The 22,227-nt window shown below is 27.2% G+C and carries 23 protein-coding genes; 8 read left to right on the top strand and 15 right to left on the bottom strand.

The window, feature by feature from the left end; translation table 11 throughout:
• Window positions 1-116: 116 nt before the first annotated feature.
• From gdhA to AC5LG6_RS00900, 6 genes are all read left to right on the top strand, one after another.
• Entirely contained in the window at window positions 117-1,469 is a 1,353-nt protein-coding gene (gdhA, locus tag AC5LG6_RS00875) for an NADP-specific glutamate dehydrogenase (RefSeq protein WP_260960387.1), read from the top strand.
• Window positions 1,470-1,701: 232 nt separating this feature from the next.
• A complete protein-coding gene (gene murI, locus AC5LG6_RS00880; protein ID WP_260921759.1) occupies window positions 1,702-2,487 on the top strand; it encodes a glutamate racemase in 786 nt (261 codons plus the stop codon).
• On the top strand, window positions 2,484-4,181 hold the full coding sequence (locus tag AC5LG6_RS00885) for a DNA polymerase III subunit gamma/tau (protein ID WP_498585456.1): 1,698 nt from the start codon (window positions 2,484-2,486) through the stop codon (window positions 4,179-4,181). Before murI ends, AC5LG6_RS00885 begins: the two co-directional genes overlap by 4 nt.
• A 63-nt stretch (window positions 4,182-4,244) precedes the next feature.
• Window positions 4,245-5,078, top strand: a complete 834-nt coding sequence (locus AC5LG6_RS00890) for a DsbA family protein (protein ID WP_066166424.1) — start codon at window positions 4,245-4,247, stop codon at window positions 5,076-5,078.
• 11 nt (window positions 5,079-5,089) lie between these two features.
• Window positions 5,090-6,028 carry a hydroxymethylbilane synthase gene (gene hemC / locus AC5LG6_RS00895; protein WP_498585457.1) on the top strand — a complete coding sequence of 313 codons (939 nt, stop codon included), beginning with the start codon at window positions 5,090-5,092 and terminating at the stop codon, window positions 6,026-6,028.
• 114 nt (window positions 6,029-6,142) lie between these two features.
• Window positions 6,143-6,685, top strand: coding sequence for a hydrolase (locus tag AC5LG6_RS00900; RefSeq protein WP_105913166.1), 543 nt, complete (start codon window positions 6,143-6,145; stop codon window positions 6,683-6,685).
• A gap of 23 nt (window positions 6,686-6,708) precedes the next feature.
• On the opposite strand, the gene AC5LG6_RS00905 is transcribed toward AC5LG6_RS00900, so the two are convergent.
• Together AC5LG6_RS00905 and AC5LG6_RS00910 are read right to left on the bottom strand one after the other, a co-directional pair.
• Window positions 6,709-7,347: a response regulator transcription factor gene (locus tag AC5LG6_RS00905; RefSeq protein ID WP_498585458.1), complete on the bottom strand. Its 639-nt coding sequence runs from the start codon at window positions 7,345-7,347 to the stop codon at window positions 6,709-6,711.
• 9 nt (window positions 7,348-7,356) lie between these two features.
• Entirely contained in the window at window positions 7,357-8,964 is a 1,608-nt protein-coding gene (locus tag AC5LG6_RS00910; protein WP_498585459.1) for a sensor histidine kinase, read from the bottom strand.
• A gap of 198 nt (window positions 8,965-9,162) precedes the next feature.
• Between AC5LG6_RS00910 and AC5LG6_RS00915 the strand changes: the two genes are divergently transcribed.
• On the top strand, window positions 9,163-9,330 hold the full coding sequence (locus AC5LG6_RS00915) for a hypothetical protein (protein ID WP_260880251.1): 168 nt from the start codon (window positions 9,163-9,165) through the stop codon (window positions 9,328-9,330).
• Between the two features lie 90 nt (window positions 9,331-9,420).
• On the opposite strand, the gene AC5LG6_RS00920 is transcribed toward AC5LG6_RS00915, so the two are convergent.
• The 5 genes from AC5LG6_RS00920 to AC5LG6_RS00940 all read right to left on the bottom strand — a co-directional run bounded on the left by AC5LG6_RS00920 (window position 9,421) and on the right by AC5LG6_RS00940 (window position 14,533).
• Entirely contained in the window at window positions 9,421-10,158 is a 738-nt protein-coding gene (locus AC5LG6_RS00920) for a hypothetical protein (RefSeq protein WP_260921741.1), read from the bottom strand.
• On the bottom strand, window positions 10,155-11,120 hold the full coding sequence (locus AC5LG6_RS00925; RefSeq protein ID WP_498585460.1) for a hypothetical protein: 966 nt from the start codon (window positions 11,118-11,120) through the stop codon (window positions 10,155-10,157). The genes AC5LG6_RS00920 and AC5LG6_RS00925 overlap by 4 nt, the downstream gene beginning before the upstream one ends.
• A 23-nt stretch (window positions 11,121-11,143) precedes the next feature.
• Complete coding sequence (locus tag AC5LG6_RS00930) at window positions 11,144-12,019, bottom strand: YcjF family protein (RefSeq protein WP_498585461.1); 876 nt, start codon at window positions 12,017-12,019, stop codon at window positions 11,144-11,146.
• Window positions 12,012-14,006: a dynamin family protein gene (locus AC5LG6_RS00935; protein ID WP_498585462.1), complete on the bottom strand. Its 1,995-nt coding sequence runs from the start codon at window positions 14,004-14,006 to the stop codon at window positions 12,012-12,014. The genes AC5LG6_RS00930 and AC5LG6_RS00935 overlap by 8 nt, the downstream gene beginning before the upstream one ends.
• A 98-nt stretch (window positions 14,007-14,104) precedes the next feature.
• A complete protein-coding gene (locus AC5LG6_RS00940; RefSeq protein WP_498585463.1) occupies window positions 14,105-14,533 on the bottom strand; it encodes a hypothetical protein in 429 nt (142 codons plus the stop codon).
• Between the two features lie 159 nt (window positions 14,534-14,692).
• Between AC5LG6_RS00940 and AC5LG6_RS00945 the strand changes: the two genes are divergently transcribed.
• Complete coding sequence (locus AC5LG6_RS00945) at window positions 14,693-14,995, top strand: outer membrane protein (RefSeq protein ID WP_498585464.1); 303 nt, start codon at window positions 14,693-14,695, stop codon at window positions 14,993-14,995.
• 60 nt (window positions 14,996-15,055) lie between these two features.
• Here AC5LG6_RS00945 and AC5LG6_RS00950 read toward each other — a convergent pair whose 3' ends face one another.
• The 8 genes from AC5LG6_RS00950 to ccoN all read right to left on the bottom strand — a co-directional run bounded on the left by AC5LG6_RS00950 (window position 15,056) and on the right by ccoN (window position 22,199).
• Entirely contained in the window at window positions 15,056-17,401 is a 2,346-nt protein-coding gene (locus tag AC5LG6_RS00950) for a PD-(D/E)XK nuclease family protein (protein ID WP_498585465.1), read from the bottom strand.
• Window positions 17,391-17,951, bottom strand: coding sequence for a hypothetical protein (locus AC5LG6_RS00955; protein WP_498585466.1), 561 nt, complete (start codon window positions 17,949-17,951; stop codon window positions 17,391-17,393). The genes AC5LG6_RS00950 and AC5LG6_RS00955 overlap by 11 nt, the downstream gene beginning before the upstream one ends.
• Window position 17,952: 1 nt before the next feature.
• A complete protein-coding gene (locus AC5LG6_RS00960; protein WP_498585467.1) occupies window positions 17,953-18,579 on the bottom strand; it encodes a hypothetical protein in 627 nt (208 codons plus the stop codon).
• Window positions 18,580-18,682: 103 nt separating this feature from the next.
• The gene (locus AC5LG6_RS00965; protein WP_081560960.1) at window positions 18,683-18,925 is read right to left on the bottom strand and encodes a DUF4006 family protein; all 243 of its coding nucleotides are present in this window, start codon (window positions 18,923-18,925) and stop codon (window positions 18,683-18,685) included.
• Window positions 18,925-19,818, bottom strand: a complete 894-nt coding sequence (locus AC5LG6_RS00970; RefSeq protein WP_141051809.1) for a c-type cytochrome — start codon at window positions 19,816-19,818, stop codon at window positions 18,925-18,927. The genes AC5LG6_RS00965 and AC5LG6_RS00970 overlap by 1 nt, the downstream gene beginning before the upstream one ends.
• A 1-nt stretch (window position 19,819) precedes the next feature.
• Window positions 19,820-20,044: a CcoQ/FixQ family Cbb3-type cytochrome c oxidase assembly chaperone gene (locus AC5LG6_RS00975; RefSeq protein WP_066360145.1), complete on the bottom strand. Its 225-nt coding sequence runs from the start codon at window positions 20,042-20,044 to the stop codon at window positions 19,820-19,822.
• A gap of 9 nt (window positions 20,045-20,053) precedes the next feature.
• Window positions 20,054-20,719 carry a cytochrome-c oxidase, cbb3-type subunit II gene (gene ccoO / locus AC5LG6_RS00980; RefSeq protein WP_066222199.1) on the bottom strand — a complete coding sequence of 222 codons (666 nt, stop codon included), beginning with the start codon at window positions 20,717-20,719 and terminating at the stop codon, window positions 20,054-20,056.
• 13 nt (window positions 20,720-20,732) lie between these two features.
• Entirely contained in the window at window positions 20,733-22,199 is a 1,467-nt protein-coding gene (gene ccoN / locus AC5LG6_RS00985) for a cytochrome-c oxidase, cbb3-type subunit I (RefSeq protein WP_066157869.1), read from the bottom strand.
• Between the last annotated feature and the right edge of the window lie 28 nt (window positions 22,200-22,227).

The following is a 22,227-nucleotide window of genomic DNA, read 5'->3' on the forward strand; positions in this document are numbered from 1 at the left end:
ATGAGAAAAAAGGTAAAATTTTTATAAATTTGTAAAGATTTTACCTAAATTTAAACAAAATCAAATAATTATTCTGATAAACTCCTTTCCCGAAATTTGAATAAAAGGAAGGAAAAATGGCAAATATAAACGAACTTTTAGAATATCTAAAAAGAACAAGTCCTGGACAAGATGAGTTTCATCAAGCTGCTGAAGAGGTTTTACATTCACTAGAACCACTATTCGAAAAATATCCAAAATATAAAGAGAATAAAGTTTTAGAAAGATTAGTTGAACCTGAAAGACAAATAATGTTTAGAGTTACTTGGGTTGATGATAAAGGAGAAATCCAAATCAACAAAGGTTATAGAATACAATTTAGTTCGACTTTAGGGCCATACAAAGGTGGATTAAGATTTCACCCAAGTGTAAACACTGGAATTATTAAATTTTTAGGGTTTGAACAAATATTCAAAAATGCTTTAACAGGTCTTCAAATTGGTGGAGGAAAAGGTGGAAGTGACTTTGATCCAAAAGGTAAATCAGATAATGAAATAATGGCGTTTTGTCAAGCTTTTATGACTGAACTTTATAGACATATTGGAGCAACTACAGATGTTCCAGCTGGAGATATTGGAGTTGGAGCAAGAGAAATTGGATATATGTTTGGTATGTATAAAAAACTTGCAAACACATATGATGGAACTTTAACAGGTAAATCTCTAAAATGGGGTGGATCACTTGCAAGAACTGAAGCAACTGGTTATGGTTGTGTATATTTTGCAAAAAATATGCTTGAATCTAGAGGAGAGAGTTTAAAAGGTAAAAGATGTACAGTTTCTGGTTCTGGAAATGTATCTATTTATACTATTGAAAAACTATATCACTTAGGTGCATTACCAATTACTTGTAGCGATTCATCTGGAATGATTTTAGATGAAGAAGGTATTGATTTAGACCTTTTAAAAGAGTTAAAAGAGAACCAAAGAGCTAGATTAACTGAGTATGTAAAATATAGAAAAAATGCAAAATATATTCCAGTTTCAGATTATCCAAAAGATAGAAATGCAGTTTGGTCAGTTCCATGTTTCGCAGCATTCCCAAGTGCAACACAAAATGAGTTAAACATAGAAGATGCTAAAGAATTAATTAAAAATGGTTGTATTTGTGTAAGCGAAGGTGCAAATATGCCTTCAACAAATGAAGCTGTTGATTTCTTCGTTGAACAAAAAATTGCATATGGACCAGGAAAAGCAGCAAACGCTGGTGGAGTTGCTACAAGTCAACTAGAGATGGCTCAAAATGCTTCTATGGTTTCTTGGACTTTTGAAGAGGTTGATGCAAAACTAGAAAAAATTATGAAACATATTTTTGATACAGCAAGCGCAACTGCAAAAGAGTTTGGAGAGCCAACTAATCTTGTTTTAGGAGCAAATATTGCTGGATTTAGAAGAGTAGCTGATGCTATGATTGAGCAAGGAATTGTTTGATAAAAAATAGAACTTAAGGATTTTTCCTTAGGTTTACCAAAAACTTACTTTTATATATAAACCCTTTAACCACATAATAATCATTTAGAAAACTTAAAATTTATTTTCCTTTTATTCAATTAAAATTTTAAGTTTTCAAATTATAAACAAAAACATTCCTAAAGAGTTCTTGCTTAACATTTTAGTTATATGTTTTTGGTTATAATTTCGCAAATTTTCAGTAAGGAAAAAGTTGAAAGTAGGAGTTTTTGATTCGGGTCTTGGTGGATTAACTGTACTAAATGCAATTATTAAACAACTAAAAGGTGCCGAAATATTTTACATAGCTGATACTTTATATGCACCTTATGGTGATAAAAATAAAGATGAAATATTTTCAAGATCTGAAAAAATTACAAATTTTTTATTAAAAAATTATGAAATAGATGCACTTGTAATTGCTTGCAATACAGCTACATCAGTTGCAATAAAGCATTTAAGAGAAGTTTTTCCCTCTTTAATAATTATTGGTACTGAACCTGGAATAAAACCAGCAATAAATAATACAAAAACAAAAAATATTGGTATTCTAGCAACAGCTTCAACTCTAAAAGGTGAAAAATATCAACTTCTAGCAAATGAATTAACAACAAAAAGTGAAGTAACTTTGCATGAACAAGCATGTATTGGTTTAGTTGAACAGATTGAAAATGGTGAGATAAATAGTTTAAAAACTTACTCTATGCTTGAAAATTGGCTAAAGCCAATGCTTCACAACAAAGTTGATACAATTGTTTTAGGTTGCACACATTATCCTTTAGTAAAAAAAACAATTCTTGATATTGTAGGAGAAGATGTTCTTTTAATTGATACAGGTGATGCAATTGCAAAAAGAGTTGTAGCTCTAAGTCAAGATTTACAAAACCATAATAAAAATGATTTAAATATAGAGATTTTATACACTGGAAAGATAAATTCAGATATGGTAAAAATAATTTTAGGAAAAAACAAATTTGAAATGAGGAAATGTGAATTATGAGTCCAAATATAAAAGATGATAGAGTTTTAGCTCTTAAATACAGACCTGAAAAATTTGAAGACCTAATAGGACAAAATACAATTTCTCAAACTTTAAGTCTTGCTTTGGATAGTAAAAGATTATCTCATGCATATTTGTTTTCTGGACTTAGAGGAAGTGGAAAAACTTCAACAGCTAGAATTATGGCTAAAGCACTTTTATGCGAAAATGGACCAACTAGCCACCCTTGTGAAGTTTGTGAAAACTGCCTTAGTGCAAAAAGTGGAAAACACCTTGATATTATTGAAATGGATGCTGCAAGCAATAGAGGAATTGATGATATAAAAGAGTTAATAGAGCATACAAAATACAAACCTAATATTGCAAGATATAAAGTTTTTATTATAGATGAAGTTCATATGCTTACAACTCAAGCTTTTAATGCTCTGCTTAAAACTTTAGAAGAGCCTCCAGCTTTTGTAAAATTTATACTTGCAACAACTGATGCTTTAAAACTTCCAGCAACAATTCTTAGTCGAACTCAACACTTTAGATTTAATAAAATATCTCAAAGTGATGTAGTTCATCATCTTTCTCATATTTTAAATATAGAAAATATTGAATTTGAAAAAGATGCTTTAGAAATACTTGCAAGAAGTGGACAAGGAAGCTTAAGAGATACTTTGACTCTTCTTGACCAAGCTATTATTTTCTCAAAAGGAAGAGTTGCAACTTCTAGTGTTGTTGATATGCTAGGATTAATAAATCCAGCTTTAATGGAAAAAATATTTAAAGTAATCTTAAATAAAGAAGATATAAATCCCTTGCTTTCAGAGCTTCAATCATATGAAGTTGGTCAAATTTGTGATGAGATTGCAATCTTTTTAAAAGATAAAATGATTTCAAAAGATGTTAGATTTGATATTACTTTATTTGATAGATTTTTTAGAATTTTAAGTGAAGCAAAATATCTTTTAGCTTTAAATAGTGATGATGGGTTTGTATTAATTCTAACTTTGCTTAAACTAATTGAAGCAACGAACTTAAAAAGTATAGATGAAATTATAGAACAAATAGAAAAAATTCCTACAAAACCTGAAATTAAGAGTGATATAAATACAGAACTAAAATCTGAAATTAAAAAAGAGTCAAATCATAAAGAAGAAGTTATTTTAGAAGATTCTAAAATTGAAAATAGCAACTTTGAAGAGATTTCATATATACCTTTTGAGGAAGAGACAAACAAAAATAGTGATAAGTATCAACTATTAATAGAAAAAGTTTATGATAGAGACCCTATTTTAGGAGAATGTTTTGAAAGAAATTTTATTTTTGATGGTTTTTCAAATAATATTTTAAATATCATATCTTATGCAAAAGATGAAGATAGACAACTCCTTTTTAAATATTTTGGACTTATTAAATCATTTGCTCAAGATATTTTTGGATTGAATATTGAGTTAAATTTTAAAAAGGAGGAGGCCACCTTACTAAATGAGCCTAAAAAAGAGAATGATAGTTTTTTAAACGAAACTGGTTCAATGATTGAAGATATAGAGTTAGGAAGTGGATGTGTTGCAGATATAACAAAAAGTAATAATGAAGCGATATCTTCTAAAGAGTTACAAATTGATGATATTTTAAATTCAAAAATGCTAAATAAAGCAAAAGAGTTATTTGATATTAAAAAAATTACAGTAAAATCGAGAAGTTGAAAATTAACTTTCAATTAATCAAAAAAAGATAGACTATAAAATTATTTAAAAGGAAAAAAGAATATGAACAAACTTACAAAATTATTAGTTTTAAGCTCAATAGCTAGTGCAACTCTATTTGCAAATGATAACTTAGTAATTGATTTTGAGAAAAAGAGATTATCACAGAACCCAAATGTTAAAGCAAGCAATATAAAGATTTTTTATAAAAAAGAGCTTGAAGCGAAAGGATGGTATGGTTATATTTTAGATTTTGATGCGGTAATTCAAGATAAAAATATGAAAGTAAAAGATACTTTATTTAGTGATGGAAAAGTTGTAGCAACAGATTTATTTGACATAACAACATCAAAATCACTTAAATCTACTATTGTTCCAAATATAACTGATAAATACTATCAAAAATCAAAGCTAGTAGCTGGAAGTGAAAAAGCAAAAGATAAAGTTGTTGTTTTTTCGGATCCTCTTTGCCCATTTTGTGCACAATATGTTCCAGAAGTTATAGAATTTGTAAATAAAAATAGTGATAATATTGCACTTTATTACTACGCTTTCCCTCTAACTCACATACATCCAGCATCTACAACATTATCTAAATTAATTGATATAGCAAAAACGAAATTAGGTCAAGAGGCTGTTTTAAAGGCATATAAAGTTGATTGGTCAAAACATTTTGCTCCATCAACTACTGATGAAAAAACTATTTTAGATGCATTTAACAAAGAGTTAGAGACAAATATTAAAGTTCAAGATTTAAGTAAAAAAGAGATAGTTGCTAACCTTGAAAAAGAGATAGCTTCAGGTGATGATCTTTTAGTTAGTGGAACTCCAACTATTTATGTTAATGGTGAGATTGACCCAACAAAAGAGTTATATAAATCTTTAATTAAAAAATAAATGAGGAAATAATGGAAAAACTTGTAATTGCAACTAGAAGAAGCCAATTAGCACTTTGGCAAAGTGAGTATATAAAAGCTGAACTTTTAAAACACTATCCAAATATGGAAGTTGAACTTCAAGAGTTTACTACAAAAGGAGATAAGATTTTAGATGTTCCTTTGGCAAAAATTGGTGGAAAAGGGCTTTTTACAAAAGAGCTTGAAGTTGCAATGCTTGAAGGAAGTGCTCATTTAGCTGTTCACTCACTAAAAGATGTACCAACACAGTTTGAAGATGGGCTTGTTCTTGCTGCTGTTTCAAAAAGATTTAATCCACAAGATGCACTTTTAAGTAACAAATACAAAACAATTGAAGAGTTACCAAAAGGTGCTATTGTTGGAACTACAAGCTTAAGAAGAAGAATGGCTATAAAGATGTTAAGACCTGATATTGAACTTAAAGATTTAAGAGGAAATATCAATACAAGAATAGCAAAACTAAATGCAGGTGAGTATGATGCAATTATTCTTGCAGCAACTGGAATAGAGAAGTTACATTTGCAAAATGAGGTGAAATATTTCACTCCTATTTCAACAGATGTTATGATTCCATCTATGGGACAAGCAACTTTAGGAATTGAGACAACAAATGATCCAAAAATAATTGAGATAGTAAAAGTTTTAAATGATAAAAATGCACAAATTGAATCAACAATAGAGAGAGGTTTTGTAGATACTTTACAAGGTGGCTGTCAAGTTCCAATTGGTGTAAAAGCAACAATTCAAGATGAAAAAAGTGTAAAAATATCTGCAATTGTAGGACTTCCTGATGGAAGTGAATATATAAAAGATGAAAAAATTATAGATATAAACTCTTTTGAGAGTGCTGGAAGAGATTTTGCAAATGAGTTTATAAAAAAAGGTGCAGTTGAGCTTCTAAAAAGAGCTGAAGCTTTGGCTTTTAAATAATCGTTTCTATGATTTAAAAGCTAGTTTCTAGCTACACAATTACGATATATTTCTTTTCAAGACTTTATAAATAAACGGTTCCTTTAAAATGGGAACCATTTAAAAGGAGAAAATATGAGAATAAAAATCGAAGATACGCTTTTTTGTTTAGTTGATGTTCAAGAAAAGCTTTTCCCACATATTGGAAACAAAGATGAGCTTTTAAGAACTCTTCCAATACTTGTAAAGGGTATGAAAACTTTAGATGTTCCAATAATTGTAAATGAGCAATATAAAAAGGGAATTGGGGAAACAATAGAGCCTTTAAAAGAGCTTGTAAATGAGTATGAAGCCTATGAAAAAACTACTTTTTCAGGATGTCAAAATAGTGATATTTTAAATGCTTTTAAAAAATCTGGTAAAAAAAATATAGTTGTTGCTGGAATAGAGACTCATGTTTGTGTTCTTCAAACTTGTATAGATTTACTTGAAAATGGATTTAATGTTATTTTAGTAACAAACTGTTGTGGAAGTAGAACAAAGCTTGACCACAAAATGGCAATAAAAAGATTAATTCAAGCAGGTGCTATTCCAACTACTTATGAATCAATTTTATTTGAGCTAACTTTAGATTCTAAGAATCCAAATTTTAAAGAAATATCGAGTTTAATAAAATAGTTTTGTCCCATTTAGTGACAAAACTATTTTATATAGTACCCTTCATCTAAGCTATTTAAGATAGTATCTTTTGGAAGCTTATCTCTAAGCCTTTTTACCAAAGTTCGAATAGCTGTAGAAGTTCTAGCAACTCCACTATATACAAACTCCTCTATTTGGTGGTGAGTGATTTTTTCTGCTCTATTACTAAGTAGTAAAAATAGAAGATTTTTTTCAGATTTTGTAAGATATATCTCATCGCTATTTTCATATAAAATTTTTGTTCTTAAGTTAAAAGAGAAATTTGAAGTTAGATTTTCAATCTCAAATTGTTTTGTCAATCTTCCAATTTTTAGTCTAAATTCCTCTAAATCAAAAGGTTTTTTAATATAGTCATCACAATCTTTTTCATAAGCTAAAGTTATTTGATTTATATCTATATTTGCACTTATGATTATCACTTTTGAGTTTTGGCTTATACTTTTAATTTTCTCTAATATCGTAATTCCATCTATATTTGGGACATTTATATCAAGAATATACAAAGCATAATCTCCTAAAATATTCTCAAATGCCTTTTCACCACTATAAAAACTATCTACAACAAAACCGCTTTTGTTTAACATCTCTTTGATTGTCTCATTTAAAGAGAAATCATCTTCTAATAAAAATATTTTTTTCATAAAATGATTTTACCCTTTACTTGTGATATTTGTGTGACAATTCAGTCTATATGAGAAAATATTGTGATTTTCTTCCGAAGTCACATCTATTTTGATTTTATACTTATCGCAAATATCTTTTACAATACTAAGTCCAATTCCATGCCCACCCAAACTAATATTTTCTCTTACATATCTTTTAAAAATAATATTTGTATCTTTTATCTTTTCTCCATTTGAGATAAATTTTAAAACACAATCCTCTAAAATAATTTTTATAGTTGAAGCGACAGATGAATATTTTATAGCATTCGAGATGTTGTTATCTACTAATCTTTCTAGCTCAATTTTGCTAATATTTACAAAAACATTATTAGCAACTTCTAGTTTTAGCTCTCTATTTTGTGTTTTTGCTATAAGTTCAAAATATTTTACTCTATCTTTTAAAAACTCTTCTAAATTAAATTTTTCTATCTTGTATTTAATCTTTGATTTTGTATGTAAAAAAGTCATATCTTCATATGAGTTTTTCAATGTTTTTATAGCTCCTTCCATCTTTTTTGAGTACTTATCCTCTCCAAACTCCTCATTTTTTAGTTGTAGATTTAAGTTTAAAATAGCAAGTGGAGTTTTTATTTCGTGGATTGAGTGCTCTATAAATTTATCTTTGTAATTTAATATAAACTCTTTTAATCGTATTTTATAGATAATATAAATAGTGATTAAGCCTATAATAACTATAAAAAATATAATAATTTTTAATAAAAAAATATTTTTTTGAAGTTTTGTTTCATCAAAACTAATACTATAAATTATCTTTGCATCGTCAAATATTGGGCTATATTCAAGTAAGAAAAATGTTTTATTTTCACCATTTTGTTTAAAATATTTGACATTTTTATCAAAGCTATCAAAAAGTTCTTTGCCTTTTTCAATTCTTTGTTCTATCTCTTTTAAGCTAGGTTTATATGATTTAATATTTTTAAAAATAAAATCCCCAACATAGCCATCGCTAAAGATGATATAGGCATTTGAATTTATTATATTTTTATTTTCATTTATAAGATTTTTTAAATTTTCCAAATCTTTATCCAAATTTTCATAAGTATAACTAATCTGTAAAACTCTATTTGTATTTGGTAAATAAGTATCTGAATAGCTCATCATCTTTTGAGAAAACATCTCAAAAACTGGAGGAGAAATACCTATAATATTACTATTTTTATGATTATCAAAAAGATATTTTGCAAAACTTAAATCAAAATCCATATCAGTTCGCACTGTTGTATTTTTTATAACTAGATTTTCATCTGTTATATAGATATTGTAAGCTTTATTTGGTAAATTTTGATTTATCTTTTTATAAATTTCATCTAAAGATGTATCATAAGAGTTTTGTTCTAAATAATCTAAAACTTCTTTATGCTTTTTTACTATCTCATCTTTTTGCTCTGAGTATTTATACAAAAGTTTTGTAAGAAGATGATTTGTGCTTTTTTGTATTTGATAAAAAGTTATCTCTTGATTTTTGGTATGATTATCTTGTAGATTTTTTAAAAATAGAAAATAACTCACAAGGCTTAATAATAGAAAAAAAGCTATCACAAAAAATAAGAAATTTGATGATTTTGGTATCAAGTATCTCCTTATAACATTTTATAAATCTTAACAAAACAATACTTAAGTAGAAGAAACTTTAAAAAAAGTAATTTTTCTATAAAATTGTCACAACAATATCACACCAATTTTGTATACTTTTTCAAATATCAAATAAATAGACAATTTTTGTCCACTAAGATAGATATAGTTATGTGATTTCAAATTATAAGGGAAAATATGCGAGATAAAATATTACTTTTATTAATAGGATTTGCATCTTTTACTATAACTTATAGTATCTCATACTTATCTATTCATATTTTAACAAAAGAGGAGTACGTAATGGAGCATTTAGTAGAAGAAGATTATGGTATAGATGAAGAGGGTGAGTGGATTGTAATTTAAAAAACAATAAAGCTTTTGGAATAGAGCCAGAGTTTTAACTTGCTATTATTGGATTGAGTAAGATTTAACAATAGATAAAAAAGCAGATTTCTAATCTACTTTTTTTCGAACAACCTTATCCCATCCAAATTTTAAAAACACGAATAAAATCAGTGCAAAACCAATAATTAATCCCAAATTTGAGTTAGAAATACTATCTACACTTTTACTTACAGTTTCACCTGTAACTGCTAAAGCCTCTTTGCCAACATTTTCAATTGAAGTTATTATTTCATCAGAATTTAAAAGCACAAATCCACCAGTTAAAAGTTTACCCCAATTTGCTTGGAAAAATTGATTTGCTTTATCTCCAAATTTACTAAGAAGCTCCATTACCTTTCCATCTTGACCATATTTTGAACTATCATCTAAATATTTAATTAATCTTTGATTGCCATATTTATCTGCACCAATCATAAATTTATCACCATATTTTTCATAATACAAAGAGCTTGACGGATATTGTTTAATCATATAAAAACCTTTATCTTCATATTTAGAAATCATTCCAATAGTGTTTTTATTTAACGCTACATCATCTCCATATTTTGCTACAACTTTTATACCATTTACACCATATTCATTAGCAATTGAGTTAAATTTTTGTAAAGACTTATCTTGATATTTTACTGATAATCTTTCAAGTGCAACAACTCCATCATCTCCATATTTTTTACCAATACTCTCTATAATATTTGGTTTTATAAATTTAAGACTATTTTTTGCCAAATTATCATAAATTCCACCAAATAAGTTTGTAATAAAAATTGCAATTATAAAAAATTTCATTTTGTACCTTTTAATATTATAGTTTTATCTAGCTCTTCATCTATCTCTTTTTTTAATTCTAAAATATAGTTAGAATACTCATCTTTAACACTTTTTTCAACAGATTGTGTAATATCATCGATTGCATTTTCAAAATCTTTTCTAGTATCATCAATTTGAAAAGCTTTAACTCCCTCATTTAGAGCATAATCAACAATCGGAGCAAAAATCAGACTAGACAAAGTTGCTATTTTACCTGCTACAACAGTTGCAACTTTTGCTGTAACTATACCTAAAACTTTTGGACCAATTATTGTACCTACTTTTGCACCTATAACAGCGGAAACTGTTGCACCCAGACCAAAAGCTGTAGCAAGTTCAAAACTATTTGTACCTAGTTGAGTTAAATATTTACCCCAAGGTAAATTTACACTATCTATATTTTCAATTTTATACTCTTTTATATGCTCTTCTTTATTTGCAATATCTTTCAATATTTTTTGAAAAGTACTTTTGTAAAAATCTTCTATTCTCATTTTGCTATAGTTATTTATATCATCCAAAATTGGTTTTAATTGATTTTCATCAAAAACTATTTCTGAAAATTTTTCTTCTACAAGTTTAATCTCATTGTCTTCAAATCCTATATGTCCTTTTACTTTATAGTAAACCATTTTATAACCAGTCCACCAACCAAAAAACCAATCCAAAAAACCATCTTCTTTACTTAGATTGTACTTTGCTGTTTTATTTAACTCCCTAATTTTATCTTCTATATAGCTATTTATATCTTTTTCTACATTTTCAAAATCTTTTTTTATATCACCTTTTAGGTTTTTAAAAGTATGCTCTACTTTTATTGAAGTTTCTGTTTTTTCTATGATAGTTCCACTATTTGAATAGCTTGATGGAAGCAGTGTTAATATCCATTTTGAAACTACAATTAAAAATATAGCAATTATTGAGTATTTAATGATTTTCATATTTATCCCTTAATAAAATTATTTTAATTTATATTTGTTTTTTCTACTGGAAAAACATCTTTTAACTTATTTACAATAAGAGGTGTATCTTTTTGTAACTTTTTAATCAGCTCTTTACCTAAAGATATTGTTGAATTTTTTTCAAAACCAACAATACTTAATGATTCCATACAACTATTTCCAACTCTAATCATAAGAAAACCATTTGTAACTCCTCCTACAAAAGAACCCCCTAAAACTCCTAAAGTATCAAGGATATTTGATTGTTCAATAGTTCCAGCTGCAAATGTATTTTCAACAACCTTTCTTACCAAAACTAAAGTATTATATGTATTTGTTTTGTAGCCATAAATTCTTAATAATTCTCTTATTAATTTTATATTATTGAAAAAAACAATCATCATATCAAGTGAACTTTTTTGTAAAATTCCTGTTAAAATTGTTATATTTACAGTTTCTTTCATAATTATACTTTTTGCTTTTTCATTCAACTTTTCAAATAGTTTATCTAGCTTTTCTTTTAAATCATCAGAGTAAACAACTCCAACTCCTGCTAAAATACTCTTTGCCTCTGTTTCTATGCCACTATCATTTGAGTTAGATACTAGAGTTGATATATATTTTAAAACTTCAACTTTTTTTTCTTCATCTAAAGAAGAAAAATTTTCAAAATCATCTTTGCTTTTATCATTTATAATTGCATACCTCTTAAATTCTATATAGTATTTTAAAATAATATATAAAATCAATGTAGATATTACAAGGTAAAAAGATATGTAAATATAAGCTACTATGCTATTTTGCTCATTTAATTGAGAAAAAGTTAAAAAAACATCAACTGTAAAAAAGAATAAAATACAAAAAAACAAAACTCCTATATATAAAAATATTTTATTCATCATTTTTTATACTCTCTTTTAAATCTTCAAAAGCATCTAAAAATTCTTTTGCCTTTTCATACTCTTTCTCTTTTTGAGCATACAATTCTCGCTCATAAAACTTATTTTTATTATCAAGCATATCATTTCTATATTTTTCAACCTTTTTAAAAAGCTTTTCAAAAAAACTTTTTTCTTTTTCATTGTTTATATAAAAATTATTTACTGCATCTTTTGACATCTGGTTTACAGCATCAGTAAAATACTTATCTTCATCCCAAAACTTAATACCCTTCCAATCCTTTTTTCTTGGGGCTGGTTCCACAAACCTAACTACTTCTCGCTTATCTTCTTTAATTTTAATTTCATTTAAGTCATCTTTTATAAGCCTGAATTTTGGATAAGGATTTTTATTATCTATTGTTTCATTTATAGTTTTTAGCAAAGTCTCTATAGTCACCAAAGCATTATCTTCAGATGACAAGGAATTTAGATTATTTATAAAACTATTAAATTTTTCAATATCAATAGATTGGTTTAAAATCTCATTATGTTTTTCTATTATTTTTTTTGATAATACTTTTTTATGTTCCTCTAGCTGTTCTTGTGTGTATTCATTTAGCTGATTTTTATTGATATTTTCAAAATCTCCATAATTCAATTCAAATATTTTTTTAGTAGTAGTAAAATTTAAACCAGAATTATTAGCACTGTTTTTTAATATCTCCTCAAATATCTCTTCATTTTTAATATATTTATCGAGATGATTTATGATTTTATCAAAGCTATCAACAACTTTATCTCTGGTTTTCTTCTTCTCACTTTGAAACTCTTGGTATTTTCCTGAAATGTCATTTTGTAGATTTTCTAAATTAGTCTCTAAATTGCTAACTTGTGTATCTAAATGTGTTTGCTTACCATTTCTTGATATAGCATCTTTGATGTCTTCTTCTAGCTCTTTTAACTTAGAATCATCCAATAATTGCTCATAGCTTTCTTTATCTTTTAACTCAGGCTTATTTAATATAGCATCATTTGCTTTTCCCAAATCAATTATTTTTGGATTTGGTTTAATTCCAAAATCGCTGAAAATTTTTCTATCTTTTTCTATTTGTTCGCTACTATCATCCTCTGTTAGCCTCCAAGGATTGATAGTAAATTTATTGTGAATAAAAAATATAGTACGCTTAGTTAAGTATTGACTTTCCTTAAATAATTTTATACCCTCTCTTGGCAACGGAGTTAAAGAGCTTCTCATAAAAATTATATATTCTGATTTTTTTATAAGTTCTTCTTCTGTCTTGCTATTATTATCTACTTTGCTACTCTCATTTTCTCTTCTAGTTCCAGAAAGTCCTGCTATAACTCCATCTATACCAGGAGTATCAATAATAAATGTATTATTATTTATTATTGAATCTTCTTTTGGCTGAATTCTAATATTTATTAATAACACATTAGGCTCACGATTGGCAGAGGTAACATACTTTTCAATCTTATCTCGGTTTAAATCAACTATTTTTTTCTTAATACCCTTGCTTACCAAAGCATTTTTAGCAGATGACAACCCTTTGATGTCATTTATAACAACCCCGATTAACTCAGCCTCTTCTTCCTCGTGTGCATTTGCATCACTATGTTCATCATCTTTGAATTCATCACCAGATCTTTTTTCATATACTACAATTTCATCTTGTTTAGAGGATGAAATTATTGAAGGGTATATTGTGGTTTCAACTCCAGTCTTTGCTATCGTACTCTCTTTTCCTATTAAAGCATTTATTAAAGATGATTTACCACTTTTTACTCCTCCTACAACAAGTAGCATGTAGGTCTCTTTTTCTAACTCTTCTTTTGTAGTTTTTAATTCATTAATAGCTTTTTCTATATAATCCTTATAATCCCCTAATGAGCTTAAGCTATCATTTTCTTCTATAAATTTACCTACTAGTTTCTTAGTATTTTCTATTCTTTCATCTATGGTATCTGTTTTATTTTCTATATTCATTATTTTCCCTTTTTTTCAAAAAAAATTAGATAAAACTATACAAAACCCATGTGACATTTGTGTGACATTTTGATGATTTTAAGAAATTATTTTGAAATTTAAAAGCTCTTATTTAGTTCTGGAAGTTTATTGTTTAAAAAATAATACTCTTGTATCAAATAAGCTTCTACAAATGTGGGAATATACCTTTGCTTAGTTTCAAAATACTCTATGATAAGCTCATCTAAGTTCAAAAAATCAAATACATTCTTATAGTAAATATTTGCAGGTTTATTATCTCTTATATTTGTAAGCCTATTTTTTAAACCTTGAGATTTTTTATCTCCTCTAGTTGTAATCTCTCCAGCTTTTCCAATATAGATTATATTTTCATAACTTTTAGTGTTTTTATAAAAGATATATACCCCAAAACTATTTGGTATATTTGCATTTATCTCTTTTACAAAATTTATAGTAGATTTACCCAAAATCAAACTACTATTTGAAAACAATTCATAGATATTTTGATAGTTTATAGCTAAGTTCATTTTTTATCCTTTTAAAAAACAGTTTGAAATCCTAGCAAAAATAGGCTTATCTTAGATAAAGCACATAGAATATCTCTATCTTACTCAAAACCATGAGAAACTATAAGTCATAGTGAACCAGGATATAGTGAAAGTAGTAAATTTTCTGTAACTCAAGTTTTGGGAAATTATGACTATTTATACGGTATCACTGATGATTTTAGAGTTGATGGGGGAGCTCATTTGGGTCTTTCTAAATTTGAAAATAAAGGAAGTGCTAGTGATGGTGAGAACTGGAAATTAAGTGATACAGGTTTTGCTTATGGAGTTCAACTAGCTGCTATTTATGATATTACAAAAAATGTAGAGTTTGAACTAGGTCTTTCTCATACAAGACATACAGCAAAGATAAAAGTTGATGACGAAACAGATAAGTTGAAATATTCAACTTCTGGATATGCTGGAATAAACTTCAAATTCTAAAGCTACTTCTCCTAGTTTTGAAATTTTTAAATAGAGTGATTTTTCACTCTATTTTTAAAACTACTCCCTATTACAAATAGTTTTATAATTACAATATCCACAAATAGCTTTATCTTCAGTTTTACAAAAATCAATTTTACTTTTGCTTTGATTTTTTAAATCATCAAAAATAATTTGCAAAAGTTCTAATTTTTCATTTAAAACAACTTCTTGCTTCAAACTATTTTCAAAAATATCATAATAAAAGGCTTTTATATTTGCACTTTCATATAGATTTTTTATTGCTAAAAAATAAAACTCCAATTGAAAATCACAAGATTTACTATATGTATTTATTGTATCTATTTTCAAGCTTCTTGAAGTTTTATAATCTATTAGCTCATAACTATCTTCAAATTTATCAACTCTATCTATAACTCCAATTAATTCAAATTCATTAAAATTTACAGAAAATTTCTTTTCAATCTCAACTATTTCTCTAGTTTCTAATCTCTTTTTATCATCTTCTAAAAGTTTTTTAATGTTATGTTTAAAAACTTCTAAATCAAGAATTAAAAATGGATTGCTACTTTTATATTTTAAAAAAATTTCATCTATATTTGAATTCTTATTTTTATAGTACTCTTCAAGAATACTATGTACTATATTACCAAGTTCAAAACTCTTTGGAAGTTTAGAAATTGTATGTTCTTTGAGTTTTAAAATATAGTTTAAATACCACTTTCTTTTGCACTCTAAAAACATTTTTAAGCCACTTGCTGACCAAGTTTGTTTTGTCAAATCAATATTTAAAAAAATCTCTTCATCTTTATATTCAAGCTTTCTACTCTTGTATAAAATATCTTTATATTCATCATCATTTGTTGAGATTTTTATATCATAAAATAACTCATAAGCAAACTTTGAAATATCATCTTCTTTTGATTCAACATAAGAGATAAATATATTCTTTGAAGAGTATATCAATCTTTTATAATAATATTTTTGAAGGTTCTCTCTATCAATTTTTGTTGGTAAATTTGCCAAATATTTTACTTTTGTAGATAAAAATTTATCTTTTAATGAAATTTTTGGAATAAATGAGTTATTAAAATCACAAATAATAATAGCATCAAAATCTATAAGCCGTGTTTCAAGAAGTCCCATAACTGTTATTTTTCCTGAATGTGCATCATCTAAAGATATTTTTGCTAATTTTTGAAGAAAGATTTTATAAATATCTTTTAGTTTTAGATTAAAATTTTGTGAAAATAATACAAAATTTAATTTATATACTATCTCATCATATTTTTCTAGTATCTCTAAATTTTGCTCAAGATTTTTTAAAAAATCTGTTATTTGCATAAATCTCTCTTTTGTACAAACTTTATTCCAAAAAGGTTTAATCTCTTTTTCTATAAATTCAAAATCCAAATTCAAAAACTTTATATTTTCTATATTTTTTAACTCATTTTCTAATATATAATTATATATTGCATTTGATTTTTGATATATATTTTTATTTAAAATAGTTTTACCCATAGCAAAGTTAAAGTAGTTTTCTCTATCAAAAAGTTCTAAAGTAGCAGCAAAACTCTCATCAGGTAATATAACTGCAATTTTATTCGGATTTATACCAAAATTAACACAATTCACTATTGATGATTTGATATATGAAAGTTGATTTAGTCTTGATGAAAAACCTTTGATTTCAATATTTTTATTAGTTTCTTCTAATAATATTTCACTAATAATCTCTTTTTTAGAAAGATTAATCGTATAAGTATGATCTAATTTTATTTCAAAATCTATATTTTTAAATACTTGAAGAGATTTCTGATTATAAATATTTGAGAAAAAGTTTATTTTTAAATCTTTAATTTTAGATATTTCTAGAATAATTCCAAACTCTTGTTTTGTAAAATATCCTTCAAAATATATTGTAATATCTTCAAAAAGTTCTAGATATTCTAAATTTATCCTATAATTTTCTCTCAAATTTAATCTATCAACAAATAAATTTTTATCCAAAAGTTTTTTATAGTTTTTTAAAACTTCACTTAATATTGCTAAATGTTCACCATAAAACTCATAAGTATCTTTTGTTTTAATCTCATTTATATCAATACCTTCACTTGATATTTCTAAAAAAAATCTATATATATATTCACTTTGAGTTAAAAATTTTGTAAAACTAGAACTAATTCCTAGTTTCTTAATATCAACATCTTTTATAGATTCACTTAAAAGAAGTACTCTTTGCTCTTCATCACAATAAATTTTATTTTCAAGATATATAGATTTTTTTAAAAAATCATCAATTGTAAGGCAAGTTGGCAAAAGAGTATTTAGAGATTTTTTCTTCTCTAAATAGTTTCTAATTGCCCTTTGCGTAGGAAAAATTATAAGTTTTTTTTTACTTAGCATTTGTTTTTATAAAGATAAATCCTGTCTCATCTTCTACTTTAAAACTTCCTGTTATAATCCAGTTTGTCTCTTCATTTAAACTAAAATTAGTAGTATAAATATTTTTATCTTTTGTAAAATTTTCATCTTTTAGATTCAAATTACTATCATCTGACATAGTTTTTGTTATAAGTAAATCAATATTTATAGGAACTATCTCTTTTGTTATTTTATTTAAAACTGAAATTTTTAAGCTGTTTTCTCCAACTTTTAAAACATCTTTGTGGTTTGAATACTTTTCAATAACTCTTTGTCCATATTTTATATCTTCTGTTGTAAGTGGAAAAATTTTTCCATTTAAATCTAGCTCTAAACTATATTTTTCCAAAAAATTTATATTTGATGTCATTATATTGTTATAATTTTCATCTACATATTGGTACTTTTGTATAAAACTTCTATCTTCCACAACAGGAACTTGTGTGGCTTTATAAATCGTCCAAATAATCATATAAACAGTAAAAGCAAAAATTGCTATAAAATATAATGGCCAATAATTTCTTTTTTTCATACTATTTTCTCTTTCGTAAAATTGCATAAATATATGCTAAAAGAGCAGACAATAATACAAAATATATAAATACTCTCCAGATCGTACTAGCAACTCTTCCTTGATTACCAATATTACTCTCAAGTTCAATATTTTTTGAATCTGCTAATTTATCAGCTACTGCAGCATAACCATTTAATACAGAAGCACTTACTTTAGAACCAACTGTATTTTTATCTTTTGATGCCAACAAAGGCACAACATAATCATCAAGAATTTCATTTTTATCTATTATTTTTTCTAAAGTGTCACTGTAGTATAAATTCACATGAGTATCTTCAAGTGAAATTGTTATTATCACATAAGGGGTTTCAAGATTTTTTAAAATATCTAATTCATAATTTTTTATATAGTCTATTTTATCTTTTGTAGATATATCTTTATCTAAATTAAAACTAGAAGTTGAATAAACATAAACATTTACACCTGTTTTAGTCTTAACTTCATTACCAATCTCAACAATCTTATCTTTTGCTCTATTATCTATTAAATCATCTTTTAATATAAAATTTTGTGCAAAACCGTTTGTATATAAAAAAAGTAGAAGTGAAAAAATCACCCCTACTTTTAAAGAATTAAAATTTTTCATTTAACCAACAAATACTTTTGCTTGGTCAAAAAATGCATAATAAATCGTCATAAGAGCCGAAACCAAAAGCAAAATAGTAATTAATCTGTCCATACTTGACTCCTTATTTACCATTACCAATTAATTGGTAATGTTTATAGTTATCAGGACTATTGGCTTTTAAAGCATTTAAGTCTTGATTAATTTGATAAGCATTAGAAGCTTCTCTTTGCTGAACTAAAACACCATTAAAAACTAATACTGCAAGAATTGTTAAAAGTAAAACAACAGCTATTAACATTCCTGTTATGCCGTGTAATTTAAAAATTCCTCTTTCATTTTCATTCATTTGTGTATTATTTGCCATTACTTATCTCCTAAACTTCTAATATATGAAGCTAAAGCTTTCTCTTGAGTCTCATTTAATCTTTCGTTAAAGCTTGGCATATGACCTAAAAGACCTTTTTTACCTTGTTTTAAAACAGCTATTACAATAGAATCATCATAAGATTTAATATTTGGACCTACCATTGGCATTCCTTCTCCATTATCACCATGACAAGTTGCACAAGTTGCATAAGCAGCTGGTTGCTCTCCTTTAAATCCATTTGCTACATATGCAGAAACTTCTTTAATATCAGCATCTTCGCTAAGCATCATTGGAGGCATTCCACCTGGATAAGCTTCAGTTAAATTATTTGCACCATTTCTAATTACATATTCAACTTGTTCTTTACTAATTCTTTTTGTTAAATCTTGAGCTTTTCCTGCAATTCCTTCTGCATCAACTCCATGACAAGGTGCACATTGTACTAAGAATATAGACTGTCCCATTGCGTTTAGAGTTTGCTCATTTGGATTTTGCCATTTGCTTTCAAACTTTGCATTATACTCATTTGTCTCTTCATTCCATTGACCAATTTGAGAGAACCCATTAATTGGATAACCAACTGTGAAATACCAAAACATCCAAATAATAACACCAATATATGCTATAGCCCAACCTGTCGGAACTGCATTTTTATACTCACCAATTCCATCCCAATTTTCATCAGCTAGTTCACCACTTGCTGTATCATTCTTCATCTGATTAATATATTTTAAAACAACAAACGTACTAATTGTAATAATAGCAGCTGCTCCCAAAAATGTTAATGCATTGATGTAATCATCTGTATTAAAAGCATCACCTGCAACAAAGTAAGTTCCTGCCATTAATGCGATGATAAGAATTATTCCACCTATAACCATAGATTTCATCTTATTTCTCCTTATTACCTATAACTTTTTTAGTATTTCTTTCTTCAAGAGGAACAGAAACACTTGAGTCATCATGTACAAGCTTAGAATACTTTTCAAAATCTCTTTCACCTTTTTTTTGTCTTCTATACAATGAAAAAGCATAAGAGTAAAATAATATAAATACTATTAATATTAAAAAGAACTTTGCATAACCTTGAAATGTCATCAGTGTTTCATAATCCATAATGAACCTCTATTTTAAAGAATTTAAATATGCAATTAATGCAACAATTTCAGGAACTTCACCATTTGCAACAGCTTGTTTAACCTTCTCATCTTTCATATCAGCAGCAATAGCTTTTGCTTCTAAAAGTGCAGCAGCTTTTGCCTCTTCCCAAGTTCCCAGTTTTGGCATACCTTCTTGATCATATGGAGTGTTAAATACTGTTTTTACAGTATAAGCTTCCGCATATGCAGTCTCTATGTCAGCAATATTAGTAAAATGGTGCTCATATGCAGGCATAATACTTCCTGGAACAACTGCTTTTGGATCTCTCATATGGTTTTCATGCCAATCTGTAGTTCTGTAATTTCCAACTCTCATTAAGTCTGGACCAGTTCTTTTTGATCCCCATAAAAATGGTCTATCATAAGCATACTCACCACTTAAAGAGTACATACCATATCTATCAGTCTCTGATTTAAATGGTCTTACTAACTGTGAATGACATGCATTACAAGAATCTTTAATATAAACATGTCTTCCTGTTAATTCCAACAATGTATAAGGTTTTGTACCAACTGTTGGTCTTGCTTGTTTTGCAAAATCTGGAATCGCTTCAATCACACCTGCGAATGAAACGAATATAAATACCATTACCGCAAAGAAAAACGGTCTTTGTTCTAACCAATGAAACATATTTTCCCCTTTCTTAAGCAGCTACTGGAGTTGCATTAGCTGGTTCTTTATCAAGTACTCTACCACATCTAACTGTTTTGTAGATGTTATAAGCAAACATAAAGAATCCGATTAAGTACATTAAACCACCAACAGCTCTAATTGTATAGTATGGATGTAACACTGTAACTGTATCAATAAATGAGTAAACTAATGAACCATACTCATCATAAGCTCTCCACATCATACCTTGAGTAATACCTGCAATCCACATAGATGTAAAGTATAAAATAATTCCAACTGTTTGTAACCAGAATTGTGTCTCCATCAATGATTTTGAATATATTTCTCTTTTGAACATTCTAGGAACCATATGGAATAATGCAGCCATAATCATAAATACTAACCATCCTAAAACTGCATCATGAACATGCCCTGGAATCCAGTCTGTAAAGTGTGCAATAGCATTAACAGATTTAATAGATTGAATTGGTCCTTCAAGTGTTGTTAACATATAGAATGTTGAAGCTAAAACCATAAATTTAATTACAGTGTTAGATTGTAACTGATTCCACTCACCTTTCATAGTTAAAAGCATATTAATTGCAGATCCCCAAGATGGTAAAATTAAAACAACAGACATAACAGAACCCATAGTTTGCATCCAATCTGGAACAGTACTATAAATTAAGTGGTGCCCACCAGCCCATAAATAAACAAATAACAATCCCCAGAATGCTAAGATTGATAGTTTATATGAATAGATATTTTGACCTGATTCTTTTGGTAAGAAGTAGTAAATCAATGCAATAATAGGTGTAGTAAATACGAATGCAACAGCATTATGTCCATACCACCATTGAATAATAGCATCATTTGTACCAGCATACATAGAAACAGAGTGTATCCAAGAACCATATCCACTTACAAGCGCAGTTGGAACTTCCATATTATTAAATAAATAAAGCATTGCAACAGCTATAAATGTAGCAATAAAATACCAAATTGAAATATATAATGTTCTTTCTCTTCTAATTCCAATAATACCAAATACTGAAATACCCCATAAAACCCAGAAAACAACAACTAGTATATCTAGTGGCCACTCAAGTTCTGCATACTCTTTTGAAGTTGTAATACCCATAAATAGAGTAACTACAGCTAATAGAATAGTTATAAAATATACCCAGAAATGAAGTTTTGCAACTACCATTAAAAAAGGTGACTCTTTTAATGAAACTTTTAAAACCCTTTGAGATATATAATACCAACCAGCAAAAACTCCACTTAGTGTAAATCCAAAAGCAACACCATTTGTGTGCAATGGTCTTAATCTACTGAAAGTTCCATACTCTCCTGCTAAGTAATTTAGCTCTGGAAAAGCTAATTGAAAAGCAAGTACAACACCAATTGTCATACCAATGATACCAAACAAGATTGTTGTAAATGTAAAACACTTAGCAACAGAGTAGTCATACTCAATTTGTGCACTGTTTTGCATCAATTTCCTCCTACAAAATTTATATACA

Source organism: Arcobacter thermotolerans (assembly GCF_983172305.1).

Coding starts and splice junctions, on each gene's coding strand:
- gdhA (WP_260960387.1), top strand. CDS start 117: ATGGCAAATATAAACGAACTTTTAGAATATCTAAAAAGAACAAGTCCT.
- AC5LG6_RS00885 (WP_498585456.1), top strand. CDS start 2,484: ATGAGTCCAAATATAAAAGATGATAGAGTTTTAGCTCTTAAATACAGA.
- AC5LG6_RS00890 (WP_066166424.1), top strand. CDS start 4,245: ATGAACAAACTTACAAAATTATTAGTTTTAAGCTCAATAGCTAGTGCA.
- hemC (WP_498585457.1), top strand. CDS start 5,090: ATGGAAAAACTTGTAATTGCAACTAGAAGAAGCCAATTAGCACTTTGG.
- AC5LG6_RS00900 (WP_105913166.1), top strand. CDS start 6,143: ATGAGAATAAAAATCGAAGATACGCTTTTTTGTTTAGTTGATGTTCAA.
- AC5LG6_RS00905 (WP_498585458.1), bottom strand. CDS start 7,347: ATGAAAAAAATATTTTTATTAGAAGATGATTTCTCTTTAAATGAGACA.
- AC5LG6_RS00915 (WP_260880251.1), top strand. CDS start 9,163: ATGCGAGATAAAATATTACTTTTATTAATAGGATTTGCATCTTTTACT.
- AC5LG6_RS00920 (WP_260921741.1), bottom strand. CDS start 10,158: ATGAAATTTTTTATAATTGCAATTTTTATTACAAACTTATTTGGTGGA.
- AC5LG6_RS00925 (WP_498585460.1), bottom strand. CDS start 11,120: ATGAAAATCATTAAATACTCAATAATTGCTATATTTTTAATTGTAGTT.
- AC5LG6_RS00930 (WP_498585461.1), bottom strand. CDS start 12,019: ATGAATAAAATATTTTTATATATAGGAGTTTTGTTTTTTTGTATTTTA.
- AC5LG6_RS00935 (WP_498585462.1), bottom strand. CDS start 14,006: ATGAATATAGAAAATAAAACAGATACCATAGATGAAAGAATAGAAAAT.
- AC5LG6_RS00940 (WP_498585463.1), bottom strand. CDS start 14,533: ATGAACTTAGCTATAAACTATCAAAATATCTATGAATTGTTTTCAAAT.
- AC5LG6_RS00950 (WP_498585465.1), bottom strand. CDS start 17,401: ATGCTAAGTAAAAAAAAACTTATAATTTTTCCTACGCAAAGGGCAATT.
- AC5LG6_RS00955 (WP_498585466.1), bottom strand. CDS start 17,951: ATGAAAAAAAGAAATTATTGGCCATTATATTTTATAGCAATTTTTGCT.
- AC5LG6_RS00960 (WP_498585467.1), bottom strand. CDS start 18,579: ATGAAAAATTTTAATTCTTTAAAAGTAGGGGTGATTTTTTCACTTCTA.
- AC5LG6_RS00965 (WP_081560960.1), bottom strand. CDS start 18,925: ATGGCAAATAATACACAAATGAATGAAAATGAAAGAGGAATTTTTAAA.
- AC5LG6_RS00970 (WP_141051809.1), bottom strand. CDS start 19,818: ATGAAATCTATGGTTATAGGTGGAATAATTCTTATCATCGCATTAATG.
- AC5LG6_RS00975 (WP_066360145.1), bottom strand. CDS start 20,044: ATGGATTATGAAACACTGATGACATTTCAAGGTTATGCAAAGTTCTTT.
- ccoO (WP_066222199.1), bottom strand. CDS start 20,719: ATGTTTCATTGGTTAGAACAAAGACCGTTTTTCTTTGCGGTAATGGTA.
- ccoN (WP_066157869.1), bottom strand. CDS start 22,199: ATGCAAAACAGTGCACAAATTGAGTATGACTACTCTGTTGCTAAGTGT.